12 protein-coding genes, 15 tRNA genes and 1 rRNA gene are annotated in these 10,983 nt (G+C 55.8%); 1 reads left to right on the plus strand and 27 read right to left on the minus strand.

The features are described from left to right. Positions 1-142: 142 nt before the first annotated feature. The 11 genes from ETC00_RS18705 to ETC00_RS18755 form a co-directional block, all read right to left on the minus strand. Positions 143-808, minus strand: coding sequence for a L,D-transpeptidase family protein (locus tag ETC00_RS18705; RefSeq protein WP_171567598.1), 666 nt, complete (start codon positions 806-808; stop codon positions 143-145). A 27-nt stretch (positions 809-835) separates the two neighbouring features. After that, positions 836-1,423, minus strand: coding sequence for a spore cortex-lytic enzyme (sleB, locus tag ETC00_RS18710; RefSeq protein ID WP_171567608.1), 588 nt, complete (start codon positions 1,421-1,423; stop codon positions 836-838). A 153-nt stretch (positions 1,424-1,576) separates the two neighbouring features. Next, complete coding sequence (spoVAE, locus tag ETC00_RS18715; protein WP_171567599.1) at positions 1,577-1,927, minus strand: stage V sporulation protein AE; 351 nt, start codon at positions 1,925-1,927, stop codon at positions 1,577-1,579. 1 nt (position 1,928) lies between these two features. Further along, positions 1,929-2,948: a stage V sporulation protein AD gene (gene spoVAD / locus ETC00_RS18720; protein WP_171567600.1), complete on the minus strand. Its 1,020-nt coding sequence runs from the start codon at positions 2,946-2,948 to the stop codon at positions 1,929-1,931. A gap of 3 nt (positions 2,949-2,951) precedes the next feature. After that, the gene (spoVAC, locus tag ETC00_RS18725) at positions 2,952-3,425 is read right to left on the minus strand and encodes a stage V sporulation protein AC (protein WP_171567601.1); all 474 of its coding nucleotides are present in this window, start codon (positions 3,423-3,425) and stop codon (positions 2,952-2,954) included. Positions 3,426-3,442: 17 nt separating this feature from the next. Then, complete coding sequence (locus ETC00_RS18730) at positions 3,443-4,303, minus strand: DUF421 domain-containing protein (protein WP_171567602.1); 861 nt, start codon at positions 4,301-4,303, stop codon at positions 3,443-3,445. Between the two features lie 69 nt (positions 4,304-4,372). Next, positions 4,373-4,579: a DUF1657 domain-containing protein gene (locus ETC00_RS18735; protein WP_171567603.1), complete on the minus strand. Its 207-nt coding sequence runs from the start codon at positions 4,577-4,579 to the stop codon at positions 4,373-4,375. Between the two features lie 150 nt (positions 4,580-4,729). Further along, the gene (locus tag ETC00_RS18740; protein ID WP_171567604.1) at positions 4,730-4,933 is read right to left on the minus strand and encodes an alpha/beta-type small acid-soluble spore protein; all 204 of its coding nucleotides are present in this window, start codon (positions 4,931-4,933) and stop codon (positions 4,730-4,732) included. Between the two features lie 97 nt (positions 4,934-5,030). Beyond that, positions 5,031-6,161, minus strand: coding sequence for an MGDG synthase family glycosyltransferase (locus ETC00_RS18745; protein WP_371808919.1), 1,131 nt, complete (start codon positions 6,159-6,161; stop codon positions 5,031-5,033). Further along, positions 6,158-6,745, minus strand: a complete 588-nt coding sequence (locus ETC00_RS18750) for a YkoP family protein (RefSeq protein WP_171567605.1) — start codon at positions 6,743-6,745, stop codon at positions 6,158-6,160. Before ETC00_RS18750 ends, ETC00_RS18745 begins: the two co-directional genes overlap by 4 nt. 104 nt (positions 6,746-6,849) lie before the next feature. Continuing rightward, positions 6,850-7,503: a TerC family protein gene (locus ETC00_RS18755; RefSeq protein WP_171567606.1), complete on the minus strand. Its 654-nt coding sequence runs from the start codon at positions 7,501-7,503 to the stop codon at positions 6,850-6,852. 213 nt (positions 7,504-7,716) lie between these two features. Between ETC00_RS18755 and ETC00_RS18760 the strand changes: the two genes are divergently transcribed. Further along, positions 7,717-8,871: a sensor histidine kinase gene (locus tag ETC00_RS18760; RefSeq protein WP_171567607.1), complete on the plus strand. Its 1,155-nt coding sequence runs from the start codon at positions 7,717-7,719 to the stop codon at positions 8,869-8,871. 234 nt (positions 8,872-9,105) lie between these two features. Here ETC00_RS18760 and ETC00_RS18765 read toward each other — a convergent pair. The 16 genes from ETC00_RS18765 to ETC00_RS18840 form a co-directional block, all read right to left on the minus strand. Then, a tRNA-Gly gene (locus ETC00_RS18765) sits at positions 9,106-9,179 on the minus strand. 11 nt (positions 9,180-9,190) lie between these two features. Beyond that, positions 9,191-9,278, minus strand: a tRNA-Leu gene (locus ETC00_RS18770). Positions 9,279-9,349: 71 nt separating this feature from the next. After that, positions 9,350-9,426, minus strand: a tRNA-Pro gene (locus ETC00_RS18775). A gap of 86 nt (positions 9,427-9,512) precedes the next feature. Continuing rightward, positions 9,513-9,589: transfer RNA gene (locus tag ETC00_RS18780), tRNA-Arg, on the minus strand. Positions 9,590-9,610: 21 nt separating this feature from the next. Further along, positions 9,611-9,686, minus strand: a tRNA-Gly gene (locus ETC00_RS18785). A 59-nt stretch (positions 9,687-9,745) separates the two neighbouring features. Then, positions 9,746-9,832, minus strand: a tRNA-Leu gene (locus ETC00_RS18790). A 63-nt stretch (positions 9,833-9,895) separates the two neighbouring features. Next, a tRNA-Lys gene (locus ETC00_RS18795) sits at positions 9,896-9,971 on the minus strand. Positions 9,972-9,991: 20 nt separating this feature from the next. Then, positions 9,992-10,076 (minus strand) — tRNA-Tyr (locus ETC00_RS18800). Positions 10,077-10,089: 13 nt separating this feature from the next. Then, positions 10,090-10,165 (minus strand) — tRNA-Thr (locus ETC00_RS18805). Positions 10,166-10,246: 81 nt separating this feature from the next. Further along, positions 10,247-10,323, minus strand: a tRNA-Asp gene (locus ETC00_RS18810). A 5-nt stretch (positions 10,324-10,328) separates the two neighbouring features. Continuing rightward, a tRNA-Met gene (locus tag ETC00_RS18815) sits at positions 10,329-10,405 on the minus strand. 25 nt (positions 10,406-10,430) lie between these two features. Beyond that, positions 10,431-10,506: transfer RNA gene (locus ETC00_RS18820), tRNA-Val, on the minus strand. A gap of 3 nt (positions 10,507-10,509) precedes the next feature. Beyond that, positions 10,510-10,586: transfer RNA gene (locus tag ETC00_RS18825), tRNA-Glu, on the minus strand. 8 nt (positions 10,587-10,594) lie between these two features. After that, positions 10,595-10,670: transfer RNA gene (locus ETC00_RS18830), tRNA-Thr, on the minus strand. Positions 10,671-10,677: 7 nt separating this feature from the next. After that, positions 10,678-10,753 (minus strand) — tRNA-Asn (locus ETC00_RS18835). A 57-nt stretch (positions 10,754-10,810) separates the two neighbouring features. Next, positions 10,811-10,983: ribosomal RNA gene (locus tag ETC00_RS18840) — 23S ribosomal RNA — on the minus strand; the annotation flags it as partial.

A 10,983-nucleotide genomic window follows, 5' to 3' on the forward strand; every position in this document is an offset into this window, starting at 1 on the left:
CATTTTCAACGACAAAGGATAATGCTTGAACTTTTGACCTTTGATAGCCATAAAAAATTCACCCCTTAAAGTAACATCGGTTATCCCAAGGGGTTTTTCCAATGTCTACTTTAAGGGGTGCACTCTATTTGCAGGAAAGGGGTTACTCGACAATGCCCAAATGTACCAAATCCTCAAATCGGATCTGGCCTGTAACGGGTAGACCTTCTCCTTTCTGGAACCGAAAGACGGCCTGCTCCGTTTGCTTGTCAAAACGGCCGTGAACCTTGCCCCCGTAGTAACCGGCAGCCTTCAGGCGATTTTGCACCAGCTTGACCAGTGAGCCGCGGCTCCCCGGAACCAGAATGCGATAGGTCAGCCGCTCATGCCCCATGATCGGTCCATCGATGATGACCGGTGTTCCGATGCGGACATGCGGATAGATCTTTTCGATGTCTTGGTTTCGCATCCGAAAGCAGCCATGGCTGACATAACGCCCAATTTGCTCCGGTCTGTTGGTGCCGTGAATACCGTACGTTCCCCACTCCACATTGATGCCCAACCACCTGGACCCGAATCCTCCGCCCCAGTTTTTCGCTTTCTGAATGACGGAATAGACTCCGATCGGCGAAGGTGTATCGACGGCGCCGGGAGCGATCGGGAAAGACGCCAGCACTTCTCCTGTTGACGTTTGCAGGTAGAGACGCTTCTTCCACAGGTTTACGTACAAAAGGACAGACGCTTCCTCTTCCGGCTGCTTGGCCGAAACCGTCGAGACGGGGGCGTACAGTGCAATCAGCAGGGTGAGAACCGTGAGAATTGGTCGCATGACAATTCCATCGCTCCGTTACGTGTATTATCGTGCGAAAATGTGCTGACCGATCCGTTTGATTTGCGGGCGGGACCAAATCCAGCGGGATGTCGCCGTAGCCGGGTTGAAGTAGTACAGGGCACCGCCCGACGGGTCCCAGCCGCGAACCGCGTCGTACGCTGCACGATACGCCGTTTGATTGGGAGCGAGCCAGAACTGGCCGTCGTCCACCGCGGTAAAAGCGTACGGCTCAAAGATGATGCCCTTTATCGTATGAGGAAATTGCGGCGACTGCAAACGGTTCATGACGACAGCGGCTACAGCCACCTGTCCGACGTACGGCTCACCACGCGCTTCCGCATGTACCAGGCGGGCCAGCAGTATCATTTCCTCCCGGTTGACCGATACTTTTTTCAGCGTCCGCCAGGTATTCCTGCCGGCTATCCCGTCGGCAACCAAACCGTAGTTGCGCTGAAACTGCTTGACGGCTTGGCGGGTGTGCGGTCCGAATTTTCCATCCAGCGGCTGTTGGTAGTATCCAAGCACCTGCAGCCGGTACTGCAAGTCCCAGACGTCTCCGCCCTTGCTCCCTTGTTTCAGCAAGGGGGCCGCCGAAGCAGGCGCCGCCGTCATCAGCAGCGCGACAACAAGCGTCAACAGCAGGGAGGTTAACGGTTTTCGCTTGAACACTGTTCATCCCTCCTCAAGCCACCATTCTAGCTGTTGGGATGAATGCGGTTCAATTCAAGCTTTCTGCCAGCTCTGGAAAATTGCACTGTTGTTTCGCTATCCTTTGGGACGGAAAACCAATGCGGCAAAAAAGCCGAACACAATCGCAGCGGAGACGCCTGCGCTGGTCACCTCAAAAATGCCGGTGATGATCCCCACCAATCCATGTTTTTCCGCCTCCGCCAGCGCACCATGCACCAGTGCATTGCCAAAACTGGTAATGGGGACTGTGGCCCCGGCGCCGGCAAACTCGATCAGCGGATCGTACAGGCCGAGGCCATCCAGCACGGCCCCGGCCACCACCAATGAGGACATGGTGTGGGCTGGCGTCAGCTTGACGACATCGAGCAAAAACTGGCCGATGAGACAAATGGTTCCTCCTACCAAAAACGCCCAGAAAAACGTCACGTTATCCCTCCTCATTCGGCTCTGATTCGATTGCCACGGCGTGGGCAATGCACGGAATGCTCTCTCCCTGCTGATAGGAGATGGGAGAAAGCAGCGCACCCGTCGCCACCACCAGGATTCGTCTCCACTTGCCCGCCTTCATTTGGTTGAGCAGATGGCCATACGTGACGGTAGCGACACAGCCGCATCCGCTGCCGCCCGACCAGACGACAGGATTGTCGCCGTAAATCATCCGGCCGCAGTCCTGGTAACGATCCAGCGGAATGTGGAGATTGTGCTTGGGCAGCAGTTCCGACAGAATGGAATGGCCCACCTTCCCCAGGTCTCCGGTCACCACCAGGTCGTAATGATCGTGGGGCAGCCCCAGGTCGCGGAAATGAGCTTCCAGCGTATCCAAGGCAGCAGGTGCCATGGCCGCTCCCATGTTGAACGGATCGGACAACCCCATGTCCACCACACGCCCAATCGTGGCGGCCACGACATGCGGTCCTTTTCCCTGGCGGGCGATGACCGCCGCTCCCGCCCCTGTGACCGTCCATTGAGCGGTGGGCGGTTTTTGCGAACCATATTCGGTCGGGTAGCGGTACTGCTTTTCCGCCGATCCGTTGTGGCTGGCGGTTGCGGCCAGCACGTAATCGGCCGACTGGCTATCCACCAGCAGGGACCCCAGTGCCAGACTTTCCATCGCGGTAGAGCAGGCTCCAAACAGGCCCAGATAGGGAATCCCCAGCGTGCGAGCCGAAAAATTGGCGGTGATAAGCTGGTTCGTCAGATCGCCGGCGAGCAGGAAGTGGATGTCGTCTTTTCGCAGCATCGCCTTTTCCACCGCCTTGTCGCAGGCTTCCTCCAGCAAGACCCTCTCGGCCTTTTCCCAACTGTCCTGCCCCATCATCAAATCGCCGTGCAGCGTGTCAAAATCGTCGGCCAACGGTCCTTTGGCTTCAAACGGGCCGCCGATCGCGGCCGCCCCGACGATCACCGGCCTGGAAGGAAAGACCCATGATTGATGCCCCTGTCTCATGCTCTACCCTCCCATTTTCATCAGCGTTTTAATCAACCCGATCACAAACGCGGACGTCACCCCAAACACGATGACCGATCCGGCCAGTTTGAACATGTTGCCGCCCACCCCGAGCACAAAACCTTCGCTGCGATGTTCGATCGCCGCCGATGCGATGGAGTTGGCGAAGCCGGTCACCGGCACGCTGGTTCCGGCCCCTGCCCACTGGGCGATGCGATCGTACACCCCGAGTCCCGTCAACAGGGCGGAGAGAAAAATCAGCACTGCCACGGTAGGGTTGCCTGCTGTTTTTTCGGTAAAGTGAAAGTAATGGATAAAACCTTCTTGAATGGCCTGCCCCAGCATACAGATCAGTCCGCCGACGAGAAACGCCCGGACAAAGTTTTTCAACAAGGGGCGCGGCGGTTCGTGCCGTTTGGCCAACTGCTGATACTGCTGCTGGGTGGGCGTCAGCTTTTTCTTTTTTTGGTCCGTCACCTATACCCCTCCTTTCCTCATTGGGTCAAGAGCGGCTTCACCTGATCAATCACGCGCTGCAGATGCTCCGCGTCCTTTTCGTAAACCTGCTTGGCCTGCTTGTCTTTCGTCGACAAGGCAAACATCTCCAGATCGGCCTGGCACTTTTTCAGAAGCGCGTAGGTCAGCTTCAATGCTTGGGGGGGAGGCACATTGATCTTGTCATCGTACAAATCCAAATAGAGCTGTCCAGCCCGGTCTACCTGGCCAAGAAACACGTTCTCCAGGGCCACACCCGCTTTTTGCAGTTCCATGCGCAACCAGTTGCGGTTTAGTCCCAGATTGGCCAGCGATTCGTCCATGATGGTGCCGTCCATGATCACCGCCTGTGGTTCCTCCGCCTGTGCAACAGGCAGGTCGAGATCCTGCGGGGTGACCGGCCGATGCTGTGATTTGAGCAGTACGCTAATTTCGCCGTTCGTCTCCATCAGCGCAAATTCCACGTCCGCCAAGCGAAACACGTTTTTCATCCGCAGTTGCTCCATCAGGTCTTCCGCCGTCAGCCGCTCTTTTTTCAGGTTGTCTTCCAAAATCTTGCCGTCCTTGATCAGAATGGTAGCCTTTCCTTCCACTACGTCCCTGATCTTCTTGCTTTTCAGCGAAAGCCACTCTATGGCTACCGGAATGAGGGCAAAGATCGTCATGGCGACGAGGCTGTGATAGATCGGACCGTCCATGTCGCTGGCCATGAATGCCGCAATGGACCCGATCGAAATGCCCACGATGTACTCGATGTATGTAAGCTGTCTGATCTGCCGCTTGCCGATCAGCTTTGTCAAAATGAACAGGTACACCAGTGCCACGACGGAGCGGATGACAAGGTTGAGCCACTCAGGCATTGTGTTCACCTCCTGGCTTGACGCGGGAGAGGAGAGAGCATGCCTCCCCCCGTCCTGCGAACAAACCGTTTAAAATCCCTTGTATTGAGGTTCTTCGTTTTCCAGTTCCGTTACCCGCTGCTGCAGATTGTCGATGATCGACTGCGTCTGCTGGGCCGCTTGGGTGTACAATTGTTTGGCCTGTTGATTTTGCGTGCTGAGTGCAAACTGCTCCAGGTTGGCCTGTGCCCCTTTCAGGCTGGCCAGCGTTTGTTTTACTTGCGATGCGACGGTCATTTGCCTTCACCTCCTAGCACCTTTAGATTCAGCAAAGGGGGGCAAAATATTCTCCTATGATGTCCATCCACTTTTTGTAATTTTTTACAGGTGATCAAACAAAAAGGAAAGACACCCGAACAGGTGCCTTTCCACATCCAACCTATTTGGTTATGCACGGCCAGCAAGTTGTTGTTCAGCGAAGGACACCAGACGCTTGGTGATCTCTCCTCCGACAGAACCGTTTTGACGGGAAGTGGTGTCTGGGCCAAGTTGTACACCAAACTCGGCAGCGATTTCATACTTCAGTTGGTCCAGAGCTTGGTTGGCTTGCGGCACCAGCAGGTTGTTGCTGGAACGGTTGTTGTTCGGCATCTGTGTTCACCTCCTCGTTGTTTGTAGCTTTAATATGTGTGATGGCCGATAGCTTCATGCATTGTCAGAGCAGGGATTTCACTGGCAATTTATAGCGTTATAGCGAGAGCAGAAAGTCGGCGATGCGCCGGGCCGCATCGGGTTGACGCAGAGCATCCATGCGGCGAACCATCTCCTCCCGCTCTTCCGGATAGCACCGCCAGCGAACGATCAGACGCGCAATCTCCTCGGGCCGTTCTGCCCACGCAGCGGCCTTATGCTGGAGTAAAAACGACAAATTGTGGCGCTCTTGCCCCGGCAGCGGCCGATACAGGATCAGCGGTGTCCGGAGCGCCAGCGCTTCCGCACAACTGATGCCGCCCGGCTTGGTGACATAGGCATCGGCTGCGCCGATCCACTCCCAAATGGACGGCTCGTATCCTTTTACCACGAGGCGGTGCAGCGGATGAGGCTGCCCGGCGAGCAGCGACAGCCGCTGCCTGATCGGCTCGTTTTTTCCCGTGATCACCACGATGTGCAGCGGTTCCGGCACGTTCAACAAGGACCGGACAACTTCCTCCATGCCGCCGTGGCCGCCCTCTCCCCCGCACACCAGTACGGTAAACTGGTCGGGCGACAGTCCCGTCCGCGCTTTCCAATACGCTTTCTCTTCCCGCGCCGCCGCAGCAAACACCGGACGCACCGGAATGCCGTATACGTGAATCCTTTCCCGTTTTACGCCGTGACGGCGCTCCAGAAGCTCCGCCAGCCGCTCGTGTGCCACGACGTAACCGTCAATCTCGGGATGCACCCAAAACCTGTGGACGTGGAAATCGGTCGGTATGCTGACCAGCCGGAACCGCTTGCCTGCCTTTTTCCTGGCGTGTGCCAGGGCGGGCAAGCAGTAGGCGTGAGTGGCGGCGACGACGTCCGGCTGTTCCCGTTCCAACAGGTCGCGGATAAGACGTCTCGCCAGAAAGGCCCCTATCGGCTTGGCGAGGGCCGTACCCCACATCTGCTCGCGGTCGTACAGACGCTGCCAGAGCGTTGGACTATAGCGCAGCATCTGCCCATAAAAAAAACGGGACAACTCCCGCAATGCCGGGCTGGCCGCCTGCAATCCGCCCTCCACGCGGGCGTACACGTCGGGGCAGCGTTCCACCACCGCCTCGCGCAGCGCTTCCGCCGCCATCCGGTGTCCGCTGCCGGCCCATTCCTCGGTTACAACCAGCAGGCGCTTCCCGTTCACTGCCGATCACCCGCCGGTTCCTGCTGCCGTGGCAGATAACGGCGAAGCAACTCCTCTTTGGACATGTACACCCGCTTCAGCGGCATCTCCCGGTCCCAACGCTGAATGCGCCGCTTGCCGTCGGGATGGATCAGGCGCACCATCAGTCTGAGATACCAGCGCTTGTAGCGAAAAAACCAGTTCATCGGCACGTCCGAGATGGAAAACCCGAGCGGTTTCACTCCCTTGTGCAGCATGGTGGTACCGACGATGCCCTTGATGCGGTCCCGATCCTTATGCCCATCCAGATACGCCGCCAACTGCGGCAGGGAGCGCATGATGTGATGACGGAGCAGCAAGACCAGCCGCAGGTCGTCCTTTACGCCTTGGCTTTGCTTGGCAAAATAGTAATTGTGGATATGCAGTTTCAAAATCAGATCCCCGTCGCGAATGACGCGTTGATCGGATGTAACGAGCGGCTCACCCCGGTAGCGCAATAAAACGACACGAAATATGTTGTTGTCTTTGTCAACGTATCTGAGCCGCGTGCAGCGTTGGTAGATCGTGTCCCAAACGCCCCACAACATCAAGATACCCGTATTCATCAGCGATCGGATCCTTTCATCGTCAGGCTTTCTTCTTACCCTGTAGTATGCCCCGATCCTTCTCGCGAAATCACCGGGAACACCGCTCGCCCTCCCTCGTCTCCCTACGTTTTTCCGAAGCGGCCCAGTGCCATTACCGCCACCGCCACCAACAGCGGCAGCCAGGCGTGGTTCAGAAGAAGCGGGTTAAGTGCGTTCCAAACGTACGGATCTTCCAGACACATGTCCGTCGCAGTGTAGGCCAGAATGCCTCCGCCGACGATCACCAAGCTGTGGAAGCGGTTCATCAGCCGCGAAATCCAGGTGCTCCCCCACATCAAGAGGGGAATGCTCATGCCCAGCCCCAGGATCACCAGCACAATATCCCCATGGGCAGCTCCGCCCACTGCCAGCACATTGTCCAGGCTCATGACAAAATCGGCCAACAGGATCGTCTTGACTGCCTGGCCAACATTGCTGCCGTATCTGACCTCGATCGTCTCCTCCTGGCCCCCGCCGAAGATCAATTTGCAGGCAATCCACAGGAGCAGCACCCCTCCCACCGCCTTGACCAGCGGAATGTCGAGCATCCAGGTGGCCATGCCTGTCAGCAGGACGCGCATCAGGATGGCCCCGAGCGTTCCGTAGAGGACAGCCCGCCGGCGTTCCGGCTCCGGCAGTCTCCGGCAGGCCATGCCGATGACGACGGCATTGTCGCTGCTGAGCACGACGTCTATCAGAAAAATGTGCACGAACCCCAGCCAAAATTGCCCGTCCATCTCCGCCTCCCCTGCCCGTCTGAGTTTGTCCTTCTTACTCTATGCGCCTGTTTGCGGACTAATGAGCGCTTTTCTTTCCGAAAAAAGGCGAGAAAACGCGTTTTTTGTAGAAAAATACTTCCATAAAAAACATTTTAATGTGAAAAATAGGATAAACATACCTTGTTTTTCTGGGCGTCCTTCCGTACGATTAAAGTTGGGGTGGGAAAAGCTATGGCGGAAACAGTGTCTCTAAATCTTCACGATGTTTCACAGAAAATTCTTGATATGACGCCGACGATCACGACGCTGTGGCTGCAGGAAATCGTGATCAGCATGGATACTCCGTTGACGATTCCCCGCAATTTTGCCGAGAAGCGGACTGTGCTCCTGGCTCGCTATCTGGTGGAAGACGTCGACGGTGACATGCAGGCCTGGTCGCTGGACATGGGCGAGTGGATGCGCTCACAGGAGTTCCCGTTTTCATCGATTTTGCGTACGTACCAGTTGTACCGGAACGTATTCTGGCGGGTCCTCCGTCCGGAACTGCAGCAATGGTCGTTGGCGCCGGAAGAGATGCTGTACCTGGAAACTCAGTTGGGAAAAGCCATGGACGAGAGCGTCTACTGGGCTGTGTACCACTTCGAGCAAATGATCAACAAGGAGCTCGTCCAAAAGGAAGAAACCATCTCCTATTTGCACAACGACAAATTAACCATGCTGGGCAAAATCGCTGCCAACATGGCTCATGAACTGCGCAATCCACTATGCGCGATAGAAGGCTTCCTGAAGCTGATCTCCGAATCCACCCAGGGGCAGGACAAGCTGCAGTCCTACATCCAGGTGGTCATGCACGAATTTGAAAATTTGCACCGGCAGATTACCGGCTTCCTCAGCTTTTCGAAAAAGCCGATTCTGGACGAGGTATACAAGACGGTGGAAATCAGACAGGTCCTCTACGACGTGGAACTGCTGATTACGCCGCGGCTGGTGGGGGAAAACATTTGCTTTGACAAGCACATTGAACCGTGTACCCTGTACTGCTACGAAGAAGGTCTCAAGCAGGTGATGGTCAATTTGCTCAACAACGCCATTGATGCCGTCCAGACCCGTCTGAACAAGTCAATCCGCGTCATCTCCCACTGCGAGGGCGGATGGCTGCAGTTGACCGTCGAAAACAACGGAGAAATGATCCCGGCGGAGATCGTGGAAAATCTGTTTCAGCCGTTTTTCACCACCAAGCAGAACGGCACGGGGATCGGTTTGTCCATCTGCAAAAACATCATTGAAAAGCACAACGGCACCATCTCCTGTGAATCGACGGAGGAGTCCACCCGCTTCATCGTGAGGCTGCCGATTGCTACTGACCGTCTTTCTGCGTTCAGTTGAACGGCCGTCGACGAAAAAAAACCTCCTGCACGGTGCAGGAGGCGAGGCAAGAGATCCGTTACCTATCGGGTAAGCGATCTTAGCCTTACTCTACACGAAAACATATGTTTCTACCACCCTTAACCATCTTACATTTTTCGACAAATTTAAACAAAGGGCTGTTGCAGCCAAACGCTCTCCACCACATACAAAAAACAGACGGACGATACATGTCCGTCTGTTTTGCATTGCGTATGGAGCGGGTGATGGGAATCGAACCCACGCGACCAGCTTGGAAGGCTGGGGTTCTACCACTGAACTACACCCGCACGGCGTGTATTGGTGCCGAGGACCGGACTCGAACCGGTACGGGAGAAACTCCCGACAGATTTTAAGTCTGTTGCGTCTGCCTATTCCGCCACCCCGGCGCTGTTTTGGCCCTCCCCCAAAAACGTCCGCCTGCTCCCTGGGAGCATCCGTTCCTTTTTGGGAAAAAACATGGTCGGGAAGACAGGATTCGAACCTGCGACCCCTTGGTCCCAAGCCAAGTACTCTACCAAGCTGAGCTACTTCCCGTTGCATGGGGAGATGCGGAGGTGGAGGAGTGACAGAAACGGCGTGGCCGGTTCGCTTCCCCCAGCAACCTCTTCACCTCTAAATGATGGCGTGCCCTGAGAGATTCGAACTCCCGACCTTTTGATTCGTAGTCAAACGCTCTATCCAGCTGAGCTAAGGGCACATGTTTAGATAGAAATAAAAATGGAGCGGACGACGGGTCTCGAACCCGCGACCTTCGCCTTGGCAAGGCGACGCTCTACCAATTGAGCTACGTCCGCATTCGCAACACCCCGACAAAAGCCGTTTGGGCTTGAAAAGCTTTCGCCTTTTGGGGATATGGTGCGGTCGAGAGGACTTGAACCTCCACGGTGTTGCCACCACTAGAACCTGAATCTAGCGCGTCTGCCAATTCCGCCACGACCGCACGATATGAAGTTTTCGCCATTCACCATGCTGCTGTCTTCCCACAGCATTTTGCGTAAAAAACTGGTGAGCCATGAAGGACTCGAACCTTCGACCCTCTGATTAAAAGTCAGATGCTCTACCAACTGAGCTAATGGCTCATATTCATGATAAGGAGAAATGGTGGGGAGAGACGGATTCGAACCGCCGAACCCAGAGGGAGCAGATTTACAGTCTGCCGCGTTTAGCCACTTCGCTATCTCCCCATGTTCATTCTCCTGGTGCCGGCGATAGGAATCGAACCCACAACCCCCTGATTACAAGTCAGGTGCTCTACCAATTGAGCTACACCGGCGTACCTGGGTTATTATAGCACACCCATTGTCGATGTCAACTGTGTGTTAACGCAAGTAGGTGGCGTACATTTTCAAAAAGCTGGCGGAGCTGACGGGACTCGAACCCGCGACCTCCGGTGTGACAGACCGGCGTGAACTCCAGCTTCACCACAGCTCCAGATTTGGTTGCGGGAGCAGGATTTGAACCTGCGACCTTCGGGTTATGAGCCCGACGAGCTACCAGACTGCTCCATCCCGCGACGGTGAGAAATCATTGTGTAAGAGTGGTGGAGGCTGACGGGATCGAACCGCCGACCCTCTGCTTGTAAGGCAGATGCTCTCCCAGCTGAGCTAAGCCTCCATATGGTGACCCGTAGGGGATTCGAACCCCTGAATGACAGCGTGAAAGGCTGCTGTGTTAAACCACTTCACCAACGGGCCATATGTAATGGTGCTCCCGACAGGAATCGAACCTGCGACCTCTTCCTTACCATGGAAACGCTCTACCGACTGAGCTACAGGAGCAGATGAATGGCTCCTCGGGAGGGACTCGAACCCCCGACCGATCGGTTAACAGCCGATTGCTCTACCGACTGAGCTACCGAGGAACGTTGAAGACTTCGCGCCTTCAAAACTGGATATGCATGGTGGCAAAGGATCATGGAGTGGATAAGTCCTCGACCGATTAGTATTCGTCAGCTCCACGCGTTGCCGCGCTTCCACACCGAACCTATCAACCTCATCGTCTTTGAGGGGTCTTACCAGCTTGACGCTGTGGGAAGTCTCATCTTGGAGGGGGCTTCACGCTTAGATGCTTTCAGCGCTTATCCCGTCCGCA

Source organism: Brevibacillus sp. MCWH, assembly GCF_013096935.1.
Taxonomy (GTDB): Bacteria; Bacillota; Bacilli; order Brevibacillales; family Brevibacillaceae; genus Brevibacillus; species Brevibacillus aydinogluensis.